This window comes from Kocuria rosea subsp. polaris (assembly GCF_001483755.1).
GTDB classification, from domain to species: Bacteria; Actinomycetota; Actinomycetes; order Actinomycetales; family Micrococcaceae; genus Kocuria; species Kocuria cellulosilytica.
Genome location: NZ_LQBK01000040.1, coordinates 188,711 through 208,865, shown reverse-complemented (window position 1 = coordinate 208,865; position 20,155 = coordinate 188,711). Strand labels below are relative to the sequence as shown.

18 protein-coding genes and 2 tRNA genes are annotated in these 20,155 nt (G+C 74.7%); 9 read left to right on the top strand and 11 right to left on the bottom strand.

Annotated features, from left to right (window positions below):
• Positions 1-288: 288 nt before the first annotated feature.
• Positions 289-2,121, bottom strand: coding sequence for a sensor histidine kinase (locus AVL61_RS17655; RefSeq protein WP_082697239.1), 1,833 nt, complete (start codon positions 2,119-2,121; stop codon positions 289-291).
• Positions 2,122-2,201: 80 nt separating this feature from the next.
• On the opposite strand from AVL61_RS17655, the gene AVL61_RS16140 reads away from it, so the two are divergent.
• The 5 genes from AVL61_RS16140 to AVL61_RS16120 all read left to right on the top strand — a co-directional run bounded on the left by AVL61_RS16140 (position 2,202) and on the right by AVL61_RS16120 (position 6,800).
• A complete protein-coding gene (locus AVL61_RS16140; RefSeq protein WP_058875328.1) occupies positions 2,202-3,299 on the top strand; it encodes a PP2C family protein-serine/threonine phosphatase in 1,098 nt (365 codons plus the stop codon).
• A complete protein-coding gene (locus AVL61_RS16135; RefSeq protein WP_058875327.1) occupies positions 3,296-5,251 on the top strand; it encodes a glycosyltransferase family 2 protein in 1,956 nt (651 codons plus the stop codon). Before AVL61_RS16140 ends, AVL61_RS16135 begins: the two co-directional genes overlap by 4 nt.
• Positions 5,235-5,567: an STAS domain-containing protein gene (locus tag AVL61_RS16130; protein WP_058875326.1), complete on the top strand. Its 333-nt coding sequence runs from the start codon at positions 5,235-5,237 to the stop codon at positions 5,565-5,567. Before AVL61_RS16135 ends, AVL61_RS16130 begins: the two co-directional genes overlap by 17 nt.
• A complete protein-coding gene (locus AVL61_RS16125; RefSeq protein ID WP_058875325.1) occupies positions 5,560-5,991 on the top strand; it encodes an ATP-binding protein in 432 nt (143 codons plus the stop codon). The genes AVL61_RS16130 and AVL61_RS16125 overlap by 8 nt, the downstream gene beginning before the upstream one ends.
• Positions 5,992-6,209: 218 nt before the next feature.
• Entirely contained in the window at positions 6,210-6,800 is a 591-nt protein-coding gene (locus tag AVL61_RS16120; protein WP_058875324.1) for a glycosyltransferase family 2 protein, read from the top strand.
• A 13-nt stretch (positions 6,801-6,813) separates the two neighbouring features.
• Here AVL61_RS16120 and AVL61_RS16115 read toward each other — a convergent pair whose 3' ends face one another.
• From AVL61_RS16115 to AVL61_RS16100, 4 genes are all read right to left on the bottom strand, one after another.
• Positions 6,814-7,134, bottom strand: a complete 321-nt coding sequence (locus tag AVL61_RS16115) for a hypothetical protein (protein WP_157571470.1) — start codon at positions 7,132-7,134, stop codon at positions 6,814-6,816.
• A gap of 59 nt (positions 7,135-7,193) precedes the next feature.
• Positions 7,194-7,658 carry a hypothetical protein gene (locus AVL61_RS16110; protein ID WP_058875322.1) on the bottom strand — a complete coding sequence of 155 codons (465 nt, stop codon included), beginning with the start codon at positions 7,656-7,658 and terminating at the stop codon, positions 7,194-7,196.
• A 122-nt stretch (positions 7,659-7,780) separates the two neighbouring features.
• Positions 7,781-8,764 (bottom strand): NAD(P)H-quinone oxidoreductase, encoded by a 984-nt coding sequence (locus AVL61_RS16105; RefSeq protein ID WP_058875321.1) that lies wholly within the window; start codon positions 8,762-8,764, stop codon positions 7,781-7,783.
• 169 nt (positions 8,765-8,933) lie between these two features.
• The gene (locus tag AVL61_RS16100) at positions 8,934-10,370 is read right to left on the bottom strand and encodes a cryptochrome/photolyase family protein (protein ID WP_197412740.1); all 1,437 of its coding nucleotides are present in this window, start codon (positions 10,368-10,370) and stop codon (positions 8,934-8,936) included.
• 95 nt (positions 10,371-10,465) lie between these two features.
• Between AVL61_RS16100 and AVL61_RS16095 the strand changes: the two genes are divergently transcribed.
• Positions 10,466-10,553: transfer RNA gene (locus AVL61_RS16095), tRNA-Ser, on the top strand.
• 67 nt (positions 10,554-10,620) lie between these two features.
• Here the strand turns inward: AVL61_RS16095 and AVL61_RS16090 are convergent.
• Positions 10,621-12,585 carry an FAD/NAD(P)-binding protein gene (locus AVL61_RS16090; RefSeq protein ID WP_058875320.1) on the bottom strand — a complete coding sequence of 655 codons (1,965 nt, stop codon included), beginning with the start codon at positions 12,583-12,585 and terminating at the stop codon, positions 10,621-10,623.
• 64 nt (positions 12,586-12,649) lie between these two features.
• Between AVL61_RS16090 and AVL61_RS16085 the strand changes: the two genes are divergently transcribed.
• A complete protein-coding gene (locus tag AVL61_RS16085) occupies positions 12,650-14,767 on the top strand; it encodes a prolyl oligopeptidase family serine peptidase (protein WP_058875319.1) in 2,118 nt (705 codons plus the stop codon).
• Between the two features lie 13 nt (positions 14,768-14,780).
• Here AVL61_RS16085 and AVL61_RS16080 read toward each other — a convergent pair whose 3' ends face one another.
• Positions 14,781-15,191, bottom strand: coding sequence for a phage holin family protein (locus tag AVL61_RS16080; RefSeq protein WP_058875318.1), 411 nt, complete (start codon positions 15,189-15,191; stop codon positions 14,781-14,783).
• Positions 15,192-15,203: 12 nt separating this feature from the next.
• On the bottom strand, positions 15,204-15,593 hold the full coding sequence (locus tag AVL61_RS18290) for a spore germination protein GerW family protein (protein WP_197412739.1): 390 nt from the start codon (positions 15,591-15,593) through the stop codon (positions 15,204-15,206).
• 244 nt (positions 15,594-15,837) lie between these two features.
• Here AVL61_RS18290 and AVL61_RS16070 point away from each other — a divergent pair, with 244 nt between their 5' ends.
• On the top strand, positions 15,838-17,124 hold the full coding sequence (locus AVL61_RS16070; protein ID WP_058875317.1) for a hypothetical protein: 1,287 nt from the start codon (positions 15,838-15,840) through the stop codon (positions 17,122-17,124).
• A 68-nt stretch (positions 17,125-17,192) separates the two neighbouring features.
• On the opposite strand, the gene AVL61_RS16065 is transcribed toward AVL61_RS16070, so the two are convergent.
• The 3 genes from AVL61_RS16065 to AVL61_RS18645 all read right to left on the bottom strand — a co-directional run bounded on the left by AVL61_RS16065 (position 17,193) and on the right by AVL61_RS18645 (position 18,578).
• Positions 17,193-17,281: transfer RNA gene (locus tag AVL61_RS16065), tRNA-Ser, on the bottom strand.
• Positions 17,282-17,343: 62 nt separating this feature from the next.
• Complete coding sequence (locus AVL61_RS16060; RefSeq protein ID WP_058875316.1) at positions 17,344-18,450, bottom strand: glycosyltransferase; 1,107 nt, start codon at positions 18,448-18,450, stop codon at positions 17,344-17,346.
• Positions 18,451-18,455: 5 nt separating this feature from the next.
• A complete protein-coding gene (locus tag AVL61_RS18645; protein WP_269433324.1) occupies positions 18,456-18,578 on the bottom strand; it encodes a hypothetical protein in 123 nt (40 codons plus the stop codon).
• Between the two features lie 108 nt (positions 18,579-18,686).
• Between AVL61_RS18645 and AVL61_RS16055 the strand changes: the two genes are divergently transcribed.
• Positions 18,687-20,144 (top strand): lipopolysaccharide biosynthesis protein, encoded by a 1,458-nt coding sequence (locus AVL61_RS16055; protein ID WP_058875315.1) that lies wholly within the window; start codon positions 18,687-18,689, stop codon positions 20,142-20,144.
• Positions 20,145-20,155: the final 11 nt, after the last annotated feature.

Below are 20,155 nucleotides of genomic sequence, written 5' to 3'. Positions count from 1 at the left end.
GCCGGGCTCCGGCGGCGCGTCACGGCCAGGGACCGGCCGCCCACCGCGCCGCGCGGCCAGCTCCTGGGCGCCGCCGCACTGGTGTCGGTGGTCGGCCTCCTGGTGTTCTGGGGCACGACCGCCGCGGCCGAGGAGACGGGACGGCTCATGGCGCAGGCGCTGCAGAGGGACCGGGAGGATCTGCCACGAGCGGTCGTCTACAGCGAGGAGCCGCTGCACGTGGGTCTCCCCGGGGTCGGCACAGAGCAGGTGGGCACGCCGGACGACCCGCTCCACCGCTACGACCGTCTACGGCTGCTCACGCTGCGCGGCGGCCGGTACTTCCTGCTGCCCGAGGGCTGGACCGTCGAGCACAGCACGGTCCTGGTCCTGCCCGACGACGGCTCCGTCCGGCTCGAGTACAGCCGCTGAGCCGCCCCGCGCCGCCCGGGCGCCGTCCTCCGCGCTGTCGGCCTCCGCGCCGGCCGGTCCGGCCGCGGGCAGGTCCAGGGTGAAGACCGTCCCCTGCCCCGGCGCACTCTCGCACCGGACGGTGCCGCCGTGGCGCTGGACGATCTCGCGCACCACCGCCAGGCCCAGGCCCAGCCCCGGGATCGCGCTCATCCGGGCGTTGCGGCTGCGGAAGAACCGGCCGAAGACGTTCTCGGCGTCCTCCGGGCGCATGCCCATGCCGCGGTCGGCGACCTCCACCCGCACGGTGGCCCCGGCGGGGGTCACCCGGACCGTCACCGGCCCGCCGTCCGGGGAGTACTTGATGGCGTTCGAGAGCAGGTTGTCGAGGACCTGGCCCAGGCGCACGGGGTCGCACGGCAGGGCCAGGCGGGACGGGGCGTCGACCCGCAGGTCCACTCCCGCCTCCGCCGCACGGAGCCCGGCCGCCGCCGCGGACTGCTGGACCACCGCGACGAGGTCGGCCTCCACCAGCTGCAGCTCCAGACCGGGGCCGGCCGTGCGGAGGAGGTCCTCGACCAGCACGAGCAGCTGGTCCGCGTTGCGCTCGACGACCTCGAGCCCGGAGCGGACGTGCCCGGGGAGCCGGTCGTCCATGGCCAGCAGCTCGGTGTAGCCGCGGATGGACGTCAGGGGGGTGCGCAGCTCGTGCGAGACGCCGGCCAGGAAGTCGTCCTTGGCCTGCAGCGCGGCCACCAGCTCGGTCACGTCGTTGAAGGACAGGACGGAGCCCTCGGTCCTCCCGTCCTCGTCCCGGAGCACCCGGGCGGACACGGAGAGGACCCGCTGCACGGGCGGCTCCCCCGCCCAGATCAGGACGTCGGAGAAGGACTCGCCGCGGATGGCGCGGCGGGCGGGACGCCGCTCCGCCGGCAGCGGCGTCCCGCCCGCGTCCCCGTAGACGCGCAGGTCCGCCTCGGCGCCGTCCCGCATCCCCTCGGGCAGGGAGAGCTCGTGGATCCGGTGCTGGCGCCGGTTCATGAGGATGTCGTGGCCGTGCTCGTCGATCGCCAGCACGCCCACGTCCACCGTGTCCAGGACGGTGTTCAGCAGCCGCTCCCGCCGCGCGGTCGCGCTCAGCAGCCGGCGCAGCTCGGCGTCCTTGGCCTCGAGCTCGGCGTTCTGGCGCTCCATGCTGTTCGACAGCACCTGGACGGTGAGCCCGATGCCCAGCAGCATGAACGGGATCAGCAGCGGGGCCGTCAGCAGCTGCGCGCTCAGCGGCCGGGGCGGGACCAGGAGGGGGACCCACACCATGGCGAGGGTCAGCAGGAACCCCAGCGGGGCGGCCGCCCGGGGCAGCCGCCCCGAGCCGGTGAACCAGATGACGGGGAACGCCGCCATCATGCCCACCCCGGTCACCGTGCTCAGCGTGCCCTCCCGCAGCAGCGTGATGGGCACGAAGTCCAGGACCGGCACCGCCAGGAACGCCCCGTGGGGCAGCCGGTCCCACGGCACCAGCACGCACAGGGCCGTCAGCGCGACCGTGAGCGCCAGGGCGAGCTGAACCCGCAGGTCGTCCCGGAGCGGCTCGTGCACGACCCAGATCCCGGCGACGAGCACGACGGTCGTGACGAACAGCGGCAGCTGGCTCAGGAGCACGCGCGAGCGCATCGACAGCTCGTGGAAGCTGATCCGGTCGAGGGAGAGGACGGTGAGCAGACGGTCCACGGGGGAATCTCTTCCGACAGGGGGCGTCATCCACGGGGGGTCGGGATGACAATTGCAAAGAATAGCGGCTTAATGAGTTCATGACCCCCTCCCCCCAGGGTCGCCGTGCCGTCGTGATCGAAGACCACGACGACATCCGCCACCTCCTCGCCCAGACCATCGGCATGCGCGGCTTCGCCGTGACGACCGCCGCGACCGGCCTCGAGGGCCTCGAGGCCGTGCGCCGCGACGGCGCCGACCTCATCACCCTGGACCTCAACCTCCCGGACCTCGACGGGCTGGAGGTCTGCCGGCGGGTCCGGCAGTTCTCCGACGCCTACCTGCTCATGGTCACGGCCCGCCCGGGCGAGATCGACCGGCTGGAGGGCCTCGAGCTCGGGGCGGACGACTACATCAGCAAGCCGTTCAGCCCGCGGGAGCTCCAGGCGCGGATCGAGGCGATGTTCCGCCGGCCGCGCGCCCGGGCGGAGCAGGCCGACGCCGAGGAGCTGCGCCGCGCGGCCGAGGTCCAGCGCAGCCTGCTGCCCACCGCCGCGCCGTCCGTGCCCGGCTACGACGTGGCCGGCGCGTGCCGGCCCTCCCGCAGCGTGGGCGGGGACTTCTTCGACTGGTACACGACCGAGGGCGGGCTGCAGGTCTCCCTGGCCGACGCCATGGGCAAGGGCATGGGCGCCGCGCTCATCGCCGCCACGGTGCGGGCCGTGCTGCGCTCCGCGGCCGGGCAGCCGGACATGGCGCAGGCCTTCCGCGACACGTGCCGGCACCTCGAGAACGACCTCGCCCACTCCGACTCCTTCGTCACGCTCTTCCACGCCCGCCTGGACACGGCCGACGGGACCGTGGCGTACGTCGACGCGGGCCACGGGCTGGGGCTGCACGTGCGCGCGGACGGGATCGACCGGCTGCGCCCGGGAGGCCCGCCGGTGGGGGCCGTGCCCGGGACGCAGTGGGTGCCCGGGCGGATCGTGCTCGCGCCCGGCGACGCGCTCGTCGTCGTCAGCGACGGCCTCCTCGACGCCTACGAGGACGTCGACGACGCCGTGCGGGCGGTCGCGGACGTGGTCGCCCGCCACGAGGACGCCCCGGCGGTCTGCTCCGCGGTCCTCGACCTGGCCGCCGGGGAGTCCCTCTCCGACGACGTCACCGCCGTGGTGGTCCGGCGCCGGACCGCCCCGTGAACCGCTTCCTCGTCCGGCTGCTGGTCGTCCTGACCCTCCTGCTCGGCGTCAACTACATCGCCTGGCGCTGGCTCGAGTCGCTGAACTGGGCCGCGTGGTGGATCGCCGTGCCCCTCGTGCTCGCCGAGACGTACAGCCTGATCGACGTCTCGCTCTTCGGGCTCACCGTGTGGCGGCTCCGGCGCCGGGGCGAGGCCGGCGCCCCGCCCGCGGGCGCCACCGTCGACGTCTTCATCACCACCTACGACGAACCCCTCGACCTCGTGATGGGCACCGCCCTGGCGGCGCAGGCCGTCCGGCACCCGCACAGCACGTGGATCCTCGACGACGGCTCCCGCCCCGAGCTGGAGGCGCTGGCCGCCGAGCACGGGCTGGGCTACCTGACGCGCAGCGAGGACTGGGCGGACCGGCCGCGCCACGCCAAGGCCGGCAACCTCAACAACGCCCTGATGACCACCCAGGGCGAGTTCCTCCTGATCCTCGACGCCGACCAGGTCCCGGACCCGGAGATCCTGGACCGCACCCTGGGCTGGTTCAACGACCGCAGGGTGGCGCTCGTGCAGACGCCGCAGTGGTTCGTCAACGTGCCCCGGCACGACCCGCTCGGCAGCCAGGCCCCCCTGTTCTACGGCCCCATCCAGCAGGGCAAGGACGGCTGGAACGCCGCCTTCTTCTGCGGCTCCAACGCGATCCTGCGCCGGGAGGCGCTCATGCAGCTCGGGCTCGCCGGCTACGTCCGCGAGGTCGAGCAGGACGTCCGGAACGCGCTCGCCCGCACGCGGGCCGCGCTGCGGAGGGCCCGGCGGTCCCCGGAGGCCGCGAACCCCGTCGTCGCCGGCATGCTCGACGACGTCGAGGCCGCCACCGAGCGGGCCCGCGCCGAGCTGAAGGCCGGGGCCCCCCTGACCGAGCTGACCTACCGGCTGCAGCGGGAGGTGGACGCCGCGGCCCGGCGGACGGTCACCCGGGACTTCTCCCAGATCGAGGCCGATCTCGCCTCGATCGCCGCTCTGGAGCTGCCCCCGGAGGACGGCATGGTGTGGCCGGACGAGCTCGCCGCCGCCGTGGAGCGGATGTCCCGCCGCGACCTCTCCCCGCTGGCCGCCGTGGAGCCGGTCCGGGAGGTGCTCGAGGCGGTCTCCGTGGACCGGCCCGGCGAGGCCCAGCCGGTGATGCCGCTGGCGACGATCTCGGTCACCGAGGACATGGCCACCGCGATGCGCCTGCACGGGCTGGGCTGGCGCAGCGTCTACCACCACGAGGTCCTCGCCCACGGCCTGGCCCCCGAGGACCTCGGGACCATGCTCACCCAGCGCCTGCGCTGGGCGCAGGGCACGGTGCAGGTCCTGCTCCGGGAGAACCCGCTGCTGCAGCGCCGGCTCGGCTGGGGGCAGCGGCTCATGTACTTCGCCACGATGTGGAGCTACCTCAGCGGTTTCGCGGCCGTCGTCTACTTCGCCGCCCCCATCGTGTACCTGGTGCTGGGCATCCTGCCGGTCACGAGCCTCAGCTGGGACTTCTTCGTCCGCTTCATCCCGTTCATGGTGGTGAACCAGCTGCTGTTCCTGGTGGTGGGCCGCGGCATCCCCACGTGGCGGGGCCAGCAGTACAGCCTGGCGCTGTTCCCCGTCTGGATCAGGGCGTGCACCACGGCCGCGCGCAACGTGTGGTTCGGCCGGCCCCTCGGCTTCGCGGTCACGCCCAAGGTGCGGCAGGACTCCGGTCCCGCCTGGCACCTGGTCCGGCCCCAGCTGGTGGTGATGGGGCTGCTGGCGGCGGCGCTCGTGGTGGGCACCGTCCGGCTGGCGACCGGGCTGAACGAACCCGTGGGAACCCTGGTCAACGTGGCCTGGGTCGCCTTCGACCTGGTGGTGCTGAGCGTGCTCGTCACCGCCGCGAGATATCCGGGCTTCGAGCCCGAGGAGAGGAGTGCCGATGCAGTTCACGGTTGAGCAGAAGCCGAGGTTCGCCCACATCACGGGGACCGGACGGCTCAACATGGTGGGAGCGCCCAAGCTCCGGGAGGTCGTGACGAAGGTCGTCGACGAGGGCAGCAACCACGTGGTGGTCGACCTCGGCGGCACCGAGTTCATGGACTCCTCCGGCCTGGGCGCGCTCATCGGGTGCCTCAAGCTGGCCCGCCAGGCCGGCGGGGACCTGCGGATCGCCAACGTCCGCCCCCAGGTGCGCATGGTCCTCGAGCTCACCAGCATGCACCGCGTCCTGACCCCCTACGACACCGCCGACGCGGCCTTCGCCGATGACTGAGGCCGGTTCCCGCCGCTCGCGCCGGGGCCCGGCCGAGGCCGGGACGGTGGACGCCCTGCACGAGGACCTGGACGCGCTGTGGGACGAGGCCGGATTCGTGCCCGAGGCCGACCGGATGGCCTTCACCCTCGCGGTCGTGGAGGCCGCCGGCAACGTGGTGGTCCACGCGGTGCCCGCTGCGGAGGAGCCGATCGAGCTCGCGGTGGAGCTGGCCGCGGACCCGCAGCGACTGGAGGCACGGATCTACGAGATCGGCGCCGCCCCGGCCCACGTGGACCTCACCGGGCCCATGGCGCACGAGCACCACGAGTCCGGCCGCGGGCTCGCGCTGATCCAGGCGCTGGTCAGCCGCGTGGTGTTCGAGCGGCACGGGGACACGAACATCTGGAAGCTGTGCCGGGAGTGCGGCCCGGCCGGGGCGTAGCGCCCCGCGGCACCCCCGATCTGCGGTCCCGCCAGGCCGGACGTCCCCTGATTTGCGGATGTAAACTGTCGGTCCCGGTGCCTAGACTTTGGTCCAGGACAACACGTCAGGGGGCTCACGTTGTCACCGCAAGCACTCGTTCAGGGACCGGTCCGGCGCCTCGTCGCAGGGGGACGCCGGCGGCGGACCGCACCCCGAGCACACCGGGAGAAGCCGTCATGATCGCCGCGATCATTCCCGCCCACGACGAGGCGGCGCGCGTCCAGCACGCGGTCACCTCCCTCCACCGCCAGACCCGTCCGCCGGAGCGCATCCTCGTGATGTCGGACGACTCCACCGACGCCACCGTCGAGGTCGCCCTGGACGCCGGCGCCGAGGTCCTGCTCACCGTGGACAACCGCCTCCACCGGGCCGGGGCGCTGAACCAGGCCCTGGCCACCGTCCGGATGGACGCGGACGACCTGGTGCTGGTCCTCGAGCCGGGGGTCCGGCTGCCACCGGGCTTCCTGGCCCGCGCCCTGGCGGCCCTCCAGGACCGCAACGTGGGAGCCGTCTCCGCCCGGCCCACCGCCGTCGGCGGCACCGCCGCCCTGATCCGGCGGCAGGCGCTCGAGGACGTCCACCGCTCCTTCGGCCGCTACTGCGACGAGGGCCCCGTGACCGGCCAGATGCGTCTCGCCCTGGACCTCGAGGCCGTCGGCTGGCGCCTCGGCCCGCCCGTGGAGGCCGAGGAGGACGTGCCGGCCCCGGCCGAGCGCGTCGCTCCCCTGCCGGTGGCGCTCGTCGGGGCGGAGCCGGCGGCCGCGTGAGCCGCCGGGCCGCTCAGTCGCGGACGGTGCGGCCCACGACCACGGCCGCCGCGCCCGTCAGGACCGTGGTGGTCAGGCACCCGATCGGGATCGGCAGGCAGCACCCGCCCACCGTGACGTTCGTGCCCCGGCGGGTCCGGGTGGACCAGCCGGGGAAGGGCAGCATCCGGAAGCCGGAGCGGTGCCCGGACGTCCCGCCCCGGCGGCCGGGAAGGTCGTAGCCGGGTCCGAAGCGGCCGGGGCCCCCGCGGCCGGGACGGCCGAGGGGCGAGCGGGACCAGCGGGCGTCGAACTCGTCGTCGGCCGCGCGGTAGTCGAAACCGGAAGCGTTCATGCCGCCCATCAAACCATCAGCAGGCTGTCGGGTCCACCCTGCCGCGGGCGGGGGCGGGCTCAGCCGCGCTGCAGCAGCTCCCCGGCGCGCTCCACGTGCTCCCGCACCGCCTCGGCCCGGCGGACGACCGCGTCCAGCCGGTGGGCCGCGCTCTCGTCGTCGGCGCGCATGAACCGGGCCATGGTGAGGGCCTCCGCGGCCTGGGCCATCGCGTTGCCGGCCCGGGAGAGCTCACGGTGGACGTCGTTGAGGTAGCCGCCCGGGGAGGCCGGGATGTCGTAGCTGCGGCTCGGCGCCGTGCGCTGCGCCGCGGCGCACACGGCCCGCACCTCCGGGAGCAGATCGGCGAGCGCGTTGGCGGTAGGCACCACGGACTGCGCGAGCGACGTGTCGGGGAGGCTCTCGAGGATCTGGTGGAAGCGGTCCAGACCCCGGCGGAACCGGTCGTGGGCGCGGCGCCACACGCCCAGCCCGAGCTCGGCCTCGTCACGGCGAGCGGCGCGGTAGTCGCGCAGGAATGCCACGGGCGGTCCTTTCAGGAGGGGACGGTCCATCCTACGGCGCGGCGGCCCGCCTCCCGCGCGCACGCGGCGGGGGCGGGGCGCCACGACGGCGGGCCGGCGCCGGCGCGGGCCCGCCGGTCCGCTCACGGCACGAGCAGGACCTTGCCGATGTGCGTGCCGGAGTCGAAGTACTCGTGGGCCTGCGCGACCTCGGCCAGGGGGAAGGTGCGGTCGACGACCGGGCGGACGGCCCCGGACTCGACGTGCGGCCACACGTGCTCGTGCACGGCGGCCATGATCCGGGTCTTCTCCGCGACGGGCCGCGGGCGCAGCGTGGTGCCGATCACGGCGGCACGCTTGGCCATGAGCTTGCCGAGGTCCAGCTCCCCCGTCCGCCCGCCCTGGGTGGCGATGACCACGATCCGCCCGCTGGTGGCCAGCGCGTCCAGGTTGCGCCCGAGGTAGGACCCGCCCACGACGTCGAGCACGATGTCGGCGCCGCGTCCGTCCGTGAGCTCCCGCACGCGCTCGACGAAGTCCTCCTGCCGGTAGTCGATCGTCTCCGCGCCGAGCCGCCGTGCGGCGCCGGCCTTCTCCGGACCGCCGACCGTGGTCAGCACCCGCAGCCCGAGCGCCCGGCACATCTGGACGGCGTTGGTGCCGATGCCGCCCGTGCCCCCGTGCACCAGGACCGTCTCGCCCTCGCGGGCGGCGGCGGCCATGAAGACGTTGGAGAACACCGTGGCGCACACCTCCGGCAGCCCGGCGGCGGCCACCAGGTCCACCCCGGCGGGCGCGGGCAGGACCTGGCCGGCCGGGACCACGACCTCCTCGGCGTAGCCGCCGGAGTCCAGCAGGGCCACGACCTCGTCCCCGGGCGAGAAACCGGCTCCGGCCGGCACCGCGGGACCGAGCTCCTGCACCGTGCCCGAGACCTCGAGGCCGAAGACGTCCGAGGCGCCGGGCGGGACCGGGTACCTGCCCTGCCGCTGCATGACGTCGGCCCGGTTGATCCCGGCGGCGCGGACCCGGATCCGCACGCCGTCGGGCGTGAGCTCCGGGGCGGGGACCTCGGTGACGGCCAGGACCTCCGGTCCGCCGGGGGTGGTCTCGAGCACTGCGCGCATGGTGGGGCCTTCCGGTCGGGGTCGACGTGCGCTCCCATTGTGTCCCGGGGCGGGGTCCGGTCACCCGGCGTCGGCCCGTGGCGAACAGCGGCCCGCGGCGCTCGGCGGATCCAGGTGCTCAGCCGATCAAAGTCCTCGGCGGCCCCCGGTGCTCAGCGGACCGAGGTGCTCAGCGGATCGAGGCGTAGGCGTCCAGGGCCCGGCCGCGGCTGGCCGGCAGGTCCACGACCGGCGCGGGGTAACCGACCGAGGGGCCGAGCAGGCCGGGCTCGTGCGGGTCCACGCCCTCGTCGCCGGCCAGCTCGGGGACCCAGCGGCGGATGTAGCGGGCCTCGGGGTCGAACTTCCGGCCCTGGGTCAGCGGGTTGAAGATGCGGAAGAACGGGCTCGCGTCCGCGCCGGAGCCGGCGACCCACTGCCAGTTCCCCGGCCCGCACGCGGGCTCGGCGTCCACGAGCGTCTCCCAGAACCACTGCTCCCCGGCCCGCCAGTCGACCAGCAGGTTCTTGGTGAGCAGGGATCCGGCGACCATCCGGACCCGGTTGTGCATCCAGCCCGTGGCCCGCAGCTGCCGCATGCCCGCGTCCACGAGCGGGAAGCCGGTGCGTCCCTCCTGCCAGGCGCGGACGTCGGCGGCGGCCTCCGCCGGGTCCCGCCACGGGAACGCGTCGAAGGCCGGGCGGACGTGGCGCACGTGCAGGTCCGGCACCTGGTGGAGCAGGTGCCAGTTGAACTCCCGCCAGCCCAGCTCGGCCAGGAACCGCTCCAGTCCCGGGCTGCTCCCCTGCTCGGCGCGGTGCCGGACGGCCGCGTCCCACACCGCGAAGGGGCTGATCTCGCCCCACCGCAGGTGCGGGGAGAGCCGGCTCGTGCCGTCCCGGTCAGGCCGGTCGTGGCCCTCGGCGTAGTCCTCGACACGGTCCAGGAAGTCGTCCAGCCGCTCCCACGCGGTGGCCTCCCCGGGGGTCCACGCCGCGTCCAGGCCGGCCGCGCGCTCGGGGGACGGCTGCAGGCCCCAGTCGTCCTGGTCCTCGGGGCCGGCGGCGGACACGGCCTCCGCGTCCGCGCCCCGGCCCGCGCCGGGGGCGGGCAGGGGCTGCCGGATCTCCAGGGTCCGGAGGGCCTTCCAGAACGGGGTGAACACCTTGTACGGGCCCCCGGCCCCGGTGCGCAGGGTCCACGGCTCGTGCAGCAGCGCGGCCTGGAACGAGTGCGCCTCCACCCCGTGCTCGGCGCACCACTGCTTGACCCCGGCGTCCACGGCGAGCTCGGGCCCGCCGTAGCGGCGGTTCCAGGTGATCCCGCCGGCTCCCGTGCGCCCGAGGACCTCGGGGAGCACGTGCTCCGCCGGGCCGCGGCGCAGCACGAGGGGGATGCCCAGCTCGCGGAGGGACTCCCGCAGGGACCGCAGCGACCCGTCCAGCCACCACCTCGCGGCCGCGCCGAGGGGCCGGACCCCCTCGGAGGCCTCGTCCAGGACGTAGAGGGCCAGGACCGAGCCCCGCCGGCACGCGGCGTCGAGGGCGGGGTGGTCCGTGACGCGCAGATCGTCCCGGAACCACACGATCGTCGTCGTCCCGCGGGCGGGGCTCTCGGGTGCGTCCACGCGCTCACCCTACCCGGGCTTTGGCGGCGTTCCGGGCGCCGTGGAAGAATGGGCTGCGCGCTCCGCCGCCCCCGTCCGGGGCCGGCCGGGCACGGGGAAGGTTGTCCGAGCGGCCTAAGGAGCCGGTCTTGAAAACCGGTGTGCGGTGACCCCGTACCAAGGGTTCAAATCCCTTACCTTCCGCCCCGCACGAGGCCCCCGCCGCACCCGCCGGCGGGGGCCTCCGCGCGTCCCGGCCCGGGACCGCCGATCAGGCCGCGGCGGGGTGCGCGTCCAGCACCGCCTCGGCGATGCGGTCGGCGTCCGCCAGGGTCCGGGCGCCCAGCTCCGCGGACGCGCCGGCCTCCGCGGCGATCGACACGCCCCACTGGACGGCCGAGAGCTGCAGGCCCAGCACCAGCACGCCGGGCTCCACGCCGCCGTCGACGCGCACGGCCCGGTGCGGAGGTCGGGTGACGTCCAGCCCGGTGCCGGGCACGGTCGCCACGCCGTCCCGGGTCTCCATCGCCCGGACCCGCACCAGGCCCTCCCGGTGCATCGCGGACAGCAGCGGGGAGATGTTGCGCCGCACGTCGTTGGGCGGGGACATGGCCTCCACGAGGTGCTCGGCGCGGAAGGGCTCGTCCTTGACCCAGGGGGAGCTCGCCACGAACCGGCCCTCCTCCTCGTCCACCCGGAACTGCGGGTCCGGGCCGAGGAAGCGCACCACGCCGGCCCGCGCCAGCGCCGCCAGCTGCTGGGTCCGCAGCACCGGCGGCCCGGAGGCGAGGCCCTCCACGAACGGCTCGAACGCGCGTCGCAGCTCGTCGGTCCAGGAGGCGTCGCCGATCCCGATGTCCGCGAGCACGGCCTTGAGCACGGTCCGGGCGGCGTTGAGGGAGGCGACCGCCATCTGCAGCGGGTCGTCCTCACCGGCCAGGGCACCGTGCACGTCCCGGTCCAGGTGGTGCACCACGGCCGCCGCGTACTCGTCGTGGGAGGCGAAGCTGAGCCCCTCGAAGGGGCGGGCGAGCCGGATGGCGTTGAGCTGCCGGCCCGGGACCACGGCGGACGCGATGAGCCGTTCGGCCCGGGACGTCCACGGCCCCTCGGGGTGGTCGTCCCCGGTGCCGAGCACGGCGTCGAAGCGCGCCAGGAACTGCCGCGGGTCGGTCTCGAAGGCGTCCGGGGCGGTCCGCGCCAGGACGGTGTAGTAGTTCCACTGGGCGTCCTTGCGGATCAGCGGATAGAGGTCCGTCTCGAAGGACAGCGGTCCCTCCGTGCGCGCCGCGAGCGCCCGCACGGCATCGAGCGTGAAGAACCGGGTGACCAGGGAGGACGCGTAGTAGCCCTCGAGCACCGCCTTGGAGCGGTACGGGGCGCCGCGCCGGGAGCCGGCCACGATCACGGGCTCCCGCCCGGACGGGTGGTAGACGTAGCGCTCCCCCTCCTGGGTGTAGATCCCGCCGCGGCCCTCGGTCACCTGGGCCAGGACGTCGCAGAAGTTCAGCCCCATCCCGCGCACCAGGACCGTCTCCCCGGCCGGCAGGTCGTCCCAGTGCACGTCGGCGGGCACGGCCGGCGGCCAGTAGGTCAGTCCGAACTCCGCGGCGCCGTCCACCAGCTCCTGCTGGTCCGGGCGCAGATCGGCGTCGAGGTGGCCGAGGGCGAGCACCACGGCGTCGGCCGGCAGGTTCTGCCCGCCGCTGATCTCCACGTCGTAGCGGTGCCGCGCGTGCTCGCGCACGTGCACGCCCACGGCCTCCGCCCGGTGCACGGTCAGCTGGACCGGGCCCGGGAGCGCGTCCTGCAGGGCGCGGAAGATCCAGGCGAGGTAGACGCCGTACATCCGCCGGGAGGGGTAGGACTGCGGCGTCATCCGGGTGAGGTGCGCGGCGTCGTCGGGGTCCACGGCGATCTCCCCGGACACGGCGGCGAGGCGCCAGTGCTCGAAGCTCATGTTCCGCAGCGGCTCGAGCGGGTCCACGGGCAGCACGCCGTCGTCGGCGATCACCGTGGGGTACACCGAGGGCGTGTTCATGAGGTACAGCGGGGACTGGTTCGTCCGCCACACGTGCCCCGGGCCGGGCGGGAAGGGGTCCACGACGTCGACGCGGACCCGGGTGCCCGAGGCCGCCGCGCGCGCCGCGAGCCGCTCCACCACCGACAGCCCGCGGGGGCCCGCCCCGATCACCGTGACCCGCCGTTCGCTGCCTGCCCTGCCCGTTGCGCTCATGACTCTCAGGGTATCGACCCGCGCGGTGGGCCACGGGCACGGGCCTGCGCCTACGATGGCGGTCATGACCGAGACCGCGCAGACCGCCGCCCGCCCGACCGCCGAGCAGCCGCACGACGAGAACCTGTGGCTCGAGGAGATCACGGGGGCCGCGCCCCTGGAGTGGGTCGCGGAGCAGAACGCGCGCACCCTGGCGGCGCTCGAGAGCCCGCGGCTGCGGCGCCTCGAGGCCGACGTGCTCGCGGTCATGGACTCGACCGAGCGGATCCCCATGGTCTCCAAGCACGGGCCGCACTACTACAACTTCTGGCGCGACGCCGAGCACCCGCGCGGCGTCTTCCGCCGCACCACGTGGGAGTCCTGGCTCGGCGAGGACACCCGGTGGGAGGTCCTGCTCGACGTCGACGCGCTGGCCGCCGAGGAGGGCGTCGACTGGGTCTGGGGCGGGGCCCGGCTGCTGCGCCCGCAGTACACCGGCGGGCAGCACCGGCGGGCGCTCCTGAGCCTCTCCCCCGACGGCGGCGACGCGAAGCGGGTGCGCGAGTTCGACCTCGAGGAGCGCCGGTTCGTGCCCGGCGGCTTCGACGTCCCCACGGCGAAGTCCTCCGTGACGTGGGTGGACGCCGACACCCTGCACGTGGGCACCGACTTCGGCCCCGGGTCGATGACCACGTCCTCCTATCCCCGCACGGTCCGCGTCCTGCGCCGCGGACAGGACCTGGCCGAGGCCCGGCAGGCGTTCGAGGTGGCCGAGGACCACGTCCAGGCGGTGCTCGTGCGCGACCACACCCCGGGCTTCGTCCGGGACGTGGCCGTGGACGTGGTGGACTTCTTCTCCTCCCGCACCTACCTGCTGCGGGACGGCGGGCCCGTGCACGTCGACGTCCCCGACTCGGTGACGGTGGACCTGCACCGGCAGTGGCTGCTGCTGCGCCCGCAGGAGGAGCTCGAGCTGGACGGGACCGTGCACCCGGCCGGATCGCTGCTGGCGGCGGAGCTCGAGGCGTTCCTGGCCGGGGACCGGTCCGTGGCCGCCGTCTTCGTCCCGGACGAGCGCACCTCCCTGCAGTCCTGGTCCTGGACGGCCGACCGGCTGATCCTCGGCCTGCTGCAGGACGTCTCCTCGGTGGTGCGGGTCGCCGAGCCGGGCCCGTGGACCTCGACCGAGCTGCCCGGGGCGCCGGCGCTGCACAGCGTGGACGCCTACGCCGTCGACGACGAGGACCCGGAGGCGGGCAACGACTACTGGCTCGTGGCCACGGGCTTCCTCACCCCCACCACCGTGTCCCGCGGGACCCTCCCGGCCGGCGGCGGGGCGGGGGCGCCGCCGCGCACGGCGCGGACCGCACCGGCGTTCTTCGACGCGGCCGGGCTCTCGGTCGAGCAGCACTTCGCGGTCTCCGCGGACGGCACCCGGGTTCCCTACTTCCAGGTGGGCCCCTCGGACCCGGTCCTCGACGGGGGCAACCCGACTCTGCTCTCCGGCTACGGGGGCTTCGAGGTCTCCCGGACCCCCGCCTACTCCGGGGCCCTCGGCCGGTCCTGGCTGACCCGCACCGACGACGCCGGGCGCTCCGGCGTCTACGTGCTCGCCAACATCCGCGGCGGCGGGGAGTACGGCCCGGCGTGGCACCGTGCCGCCCTGCAGGGGAACCGGCACCGGGCGTACGAGGACTTCGCGGCCGTCGCGGCGGACCTGCAGGCCCGCGGGGTGTGCAGGCGGGAGACGCTCGCGTGCTCGGGCGGCTCCAACGGCGGACTGCTCGTGGGGAACATGCTCACCGGGCACCCCGAGCTGTTCGGGGCGGTCTCCTGCGGGGTGCCCCTGCTGGACATGCGCCGGTACACGAAGCTCTCGGCCGGCTACTCCTGGATCGCGGAGTACGGCGACCCGGACGATCCCGAGCAGTGGGAGTCCGTGCGCACCTTCTCGCCGTACCACCTGCTGGAGGAGGGGCGGGACTACCCGCCCGTCCTGTTCTGGACGGCCACGAGCGACGACCGCGTGGGGCCCGTCCAGGCGCGCAAGGCGGCGGCGCGGATGCTCGGGATGGGCTACGAGGACGTGTGGTTCTACGAGGCCACCGACGGCGGGCACGCGGGCGCGGGCGACAACAAGCAGGCGGCCCGCCTGCACGCGCTCTCCCACGAGTTCCTGTGGACGGCGCTGCACCGGGGCTGAGCCCCGGCGCGGGTCAGCGCTTCTCGCGCTCGGGGACGAGCCAGCCCATCAGGAGGGAGACCACCCCGATGATCAGGGTGGCGAGCACCGCCGTCCAGAGGAAGGAGTCGAGCTCGAGCCGCAGCGGCGTGAACGAGCTCAGCCAGGACGTCAGCCACAGCATCGCCGCGTTGACCACGATGGCGAACAGCCCCAGCGTCAGGCACGTGATCGGCAGGGACAGGATGCTCAGCACGGGCCGCACGACCGCGTTCACGACGCCGAAGACCAGGCCGACGAACAGGTAGGCCAGGACCGACGCAGCGGTCTCGCCCCCGACGGCCGAGACGACGGAGGGGTCCGCGGCGATGCCCATCCCGGGCAGGATCCAGGCGGCCACCCAGATGGCGAGCGCGTTGACGAGGACACGGAGCAGGAACGACATGGCCCCATCCTCTCAGGAGCGGCGGGTGACGGCGGCCCAGCCCACCACCGTGATCGCGCCGCACAGCGCCAGGCCCAGCGTGAGGGCGATCCGCTCCGCGTGGACGGCGGGCCGCCACGTGACGCCGTCCCCCCGGACCACGTAGACCCCGGCGGGCTCGGCGCGCACGCCGTAGCCCACCCCCGAGCCGCTGCCCGAGCTGTCCTTCTCCTCGCCGGAGCCACCGCCACCGCCGCCCCAGCCCCGGACGCGGGCGACGGGGACGACCGTGCTGCCGCCCACCTCGTAGGCCTCGCCGAAGACCCGGCGCACCGTCACGGCGTCGACGGCCTGCTCGAGGACGGAGCGGTCCGTGGTCCCGGCCCGCCAGGCGGGGACGGCGCGGTGCTGCTGCTCGGACATGGTGTTCCCCCTGGGCTCGGACGCCGGCGGCTCCGTCGGCGGCTCCGTCGACGGCTCTGACCGCCAGCCTAGGACGCCACCGGGCGGGGGTGCGAGGGGTGCGGGCGGATGACGCGGCGCGGCCGCTCCGGCGGCCTCCGGGGCACGTGCCGTCCGGCCGCCGCGGTGCCCTGGACCGGCCGGACGACCAGGCGTACGGTCGAGGTGAACGGCGCGCTCGCCGTGCGCCGGGCGGGAGGCACCCATGCCGGACGGACTGACCGACTTCCCGCTGCTCGACGCCCTCGCCGGACGCCGTGCCCGACGTTTCGGGCTGGGCATGGAGATCCCGTCCGGTCCGCTCGCCCACCGTTCCGGGTCCGAGCCGCTGGGCCTGTCGGAGCGCGAGCGCGCGATCCTCGTGGCCGCCGGGACCGGGGTCACCGGCTGGTCCTTCGGGGTGCCCTTCGGCCCCGACCGCCCCGAGGAGCACGCCCACTACACGCAGCGGTTCACGGGCCGCACGGCGCCGACCGCCGCGGGCATCGGGACGCCGGTGCTGTTCACCACCGACGACTCGGGGACCTACCTCACGAACACCCGTGACCTGCTCCCCGACCACCCGCGACCGGCCGGTGGAACCCGCGACGAGGCCCTGGAGGCCATGGCCGGCGTGGTCCGGGCCCACACGGTGCAGCTGTCGGACCGCCGCCTCGACCTCCCCGCGGCCCCGCCGCACATGCTGGAGCCGAACACCTGGATGGCGAACGCCCCCGGCTCGACCCTGTTCATGCCGGTGGGCGACGCCAGTGAGCAGGTGCTCGGCCTCATGGCCATGGCCCTGGCGAACGGCAACGTGCTCGTGGACGACGTGGCCGGCCGCCCGGCCGGTGACCCGGCTCCCTTCATCCGCAGCGGCCTCCTCCAGGAGGACAAGCGCGTCCCGCTGACGGTGCTGCAGCAGATGGCCTACGAGGCCAACGTCGCGGAGCTCGCCTTCATGGGCCACAACATCGTGCTCACGCTGCAGGCCATGGGGCTCGGGGGCCTGTACTTCAACGGGCTCAACCGGTGGAGCGTGCTGGGCGCGTTCGGCGAGCGAGGGATCGCCGGGCTCGGTTTCCGCTTCGTGGAGGACCCCCGAGGGGGCCTGCCCAACCCTGTCGGGCTCGACGGCCGGTTCGAGGGCCTGTGCCCGCCGTACGTGTCGGACATGCGCGAGGCGGTGGAGATCTTCGTGGCGCGCAAGTTCGGGCCGGAGGGCGCCTACGACCCCAGCACCCCGGGAGCCTGGGCCGACTCCGAGGCGGTCAAGCGCGGCGTCACGCCCTACTCCGAGGAGTTCGTCGACTGCCTGGGCCAGGTCGCCCAGTACGTCCTCGACACCTGCGGCAGGTTCCCGAACACCTTCACGACCATGGTGCTCACGGGCTACGTCCAGGCCGTGCACCTCGACACCGAGTTCTACGACACGCACTACCGGCCCGGCGCCTACCTCCCGACGCACGCGCACCACCTCGAGACCTGGCACGGGCAGGACGCCGCGCGGTGACCCCGGAACGCGAAACACCCCGGACCGCGGGTCCGGGGTGTTTCCGATGTCCTGGGACATCACGAGCGCGGAGACGGGGGGATTTGAACCCCCGGTCGGGTTCAACCCCGACCCTTCATTAGCAGTGAAGTCCATTCGGCCGCTCTGGCACGTCTCCATCCGTGGCCCACCGCGCGGGTGGACAACACGGGCCAGCTTAAGCGAGGACCGGGCACGGGGTCAAAGCCTGCGGCGTCCGCGCCGCCCGGCGACCGTGCCGCGGTAGAGCCGGTCCAGGTCCGCCGCGACCCGCTCGGAGCCGTAGACGGAGCGGATCTCCTCCGCCATGGCCTCCGGGCCGAGCAGGTCCGGGTCCGCCACGACGTCCAGCACGGCCCGGCCGAAGGCCTCGGGGGTGCGCTCGGCCACGAGCCGCCCGTTGCCCGGGTGGACGAAGTCCCGCTGCCCGCCGAGGGCGCCCATGACCACCGGCCGCCCCGCGGCGAGGGCCTCGGCCGCCGCCACGCAGAAGGTCTCCGAGCGGCTGGGCAGCAGGAACACGTCGGCGGCGGCCAGGCGCCGCTGCACCTCGTCCGGGCCGACGCTGCCCAGCAGCCGCACGCGGTCCCCGATCCCCCGGGCCCGCGCGCGGTCCCGGACGTCCTGCTCGAGCCCGCCGGAGCCGCACCAGGTGAGGCGCACGTCGTGGCCGGCGTCGTGCAGCCAGGCCACGGTGTCGACCGCCAGGAGGGGGTCCTTGATGCCGCGCAGGGCGCCGACCGCGACGAGCTCGAGGGTGCGCGCCCGCGGCGGGGCCGTGACGTGCTCGGCGTGGTCGACCACGTTGCCGATCCGCTCGACCCGCTCCGCCGGCGCGAAGCGGCGCAGCACCTCGCACATCATGGTGCTCACGCCGGTGACGCGGTCCGGGACGCGCAGGATCCGGCGGAGCCCGGCGAGGCGCCGCCACACGGGCCCGTTCTGCTCGGGGGTGAGCACGCCGTTCCAGTGCTCCGTGTGCACCCACGGGCGGCGTCCCGCGAAGGGAAGGCAGACGAGCGCGGCCGAGAAGGGCATGGTGTGCAGGACGTCGGCGCCGGCCAGGTGGCGGCGGACCGCGGCCCACGCCCGCAGCACGGTGGCCGGGTGCAGGGGGTGGAACGGGAGCCGGAGCACCGGCACCCCGTCCCACTGCTCCCGGACGGCTGGCCCGGTGCGCAGCAGCCGCACGTGCAGCACCCGGACGTCGTGGTGGCGGGCGGCGGCGCGCACGTGCCGGGGGACGAACGGCGTCTCGCCGGGCCGCTCCGCCGACGGGTACCAGGTGCTGACGACGAGCACGCGCACGGCGCTCAGCCCCTCCCCGCGCCGGGGCGGCCGGAGGCGTCGCCGGGCGCGGCGCACGCGGCGGTGCGCAGGGAGGTGCCGGAGGGGCTGCCGGACGGGATGCTGGACGGGGCGGGGGCGGCGGTCATGGCACCAGCCTATCGGCGGGGCCGCACCCGGGGAGGTGCCGGGAGGGCGCCGGGGGCGCGGGTAGACTCGGGCCCGATGACCAGCCCCTCCCCCGGGTCGGCCGCCTGATGTCCCGGCTGCGCTCGATCCTCTTCCCGCCGCCCAACCACGCGAACACCGACAACCCCCTGGGGTCGGCGTTCGCGCTGACCGTGGTGGCCGTGTTCGTCCAGGGCCTGTCCCGCTTCGGCTACAGCGTCCTGGTGGGGCGCCTGCTGGGCCAGGAGACCCTGGGCGAGGTCAACCTGACGATCTCGCTGGCCCTGTTCCTCGTCCTGCTGTGGCCCCAGGCCTCGGGCACGGCCGCCTCGAAGTTCATCGCGATGGCCCGCGGCCGCCAGGACCCGGAGGGACAGGCGGCCACGGCCTCCTTCGCCGCGACCAGCGCGGCGGCGGGGATGGCGCTGCTGTCCGTCTCGGCGGTGCTCTACGCCGCGTTCGTGCTCGAGCTCTCCTGGGGCTACGCGGTCTCGGCGGGCCTGCTGGTGCTCGCCCTGTCGGCCTACAACTTCGTGCGCGGGGTCCGCACGGGCAACAACCAGTTCGTGACGACGACGGCGTGGGACACCATCAGCTCGTTCCTCACCCTCACCCTGCTGCTGCTGGTCCTGCTCGCCGGCTGGCACTGGGCGCTGCTGCTGCCCCTGATCACCGGCTACACGGTCTACGCGCTGCCGTCCTGGCCCCGCCGCACCGGGGCCCGCCTCGACCCGGCGCGGCGCCGGGCGATCCTGGTCTTCACCGCCTGGGGGTCGGCCCACATCGTCGCGGCGACCGGCCTGATGCAGCTGTCCCTGGTGATCGGCGACGGCTTCGCCACGAAGGCCGAGGTCGGCCTGTACGCCTCCGCGGTGGCGCTGGCCACCCCCGCCAGCATGCTCTCCGGGGCGATGCTCACGGCCCTGTCCCCCAGCGTGGCCCGGATGTTCTCGGCCGGTGACACGGCGGGGCTCACGGGGCAGGTGGACGTCATCCTGCGGACCATGGTCACCGTGTTCCTCCCGGTGTTCGGGGTGGGCATCCTCTGGGCCGAGCCCGTGCTGCTGATCTTCGGCCAGGAGTACCAGGAGGCGGAGCCCCTCCTGGTGGTCCTGTTCTTCGCGGTCTCCGCCACGAGCTTCAACGCCGCGAACGCCCGGCTCAACGGCACCGAGCCCTGGGGGATCAAGGTGCTGGCGGCCGCCAACGGCCTCGGTCTGGGGCTGGGGGTGCTCACGATGCTCCTGCTGGGCCCGGAGCTGGGCATCATGGCCTCCGCCGTCGGCTACCTCGTGGGCTCGCTGCTGAGCTCGGTCCTGCCGCTGCTGGTGGTCTGGCGCCTCGACCGGATGGCGTGGGGCACGGTGCTGCTGCGGATCGTGGCCGGCTACGCGATGGTCCTGGCCGCCCTGCAGGTGCTGGGCCCGGACTTCCGGGTGCTGCCGGCGCTCGGGGCGACCGCCGTGTTCCTCGCGGTCTGGGCCGGGCTCAGCCTGCGGGACCTGCGGCCGGCCGTGCGCGCCGTGCGCGCCCGGCTGCGCCGCTGAGCCGGCCTCCC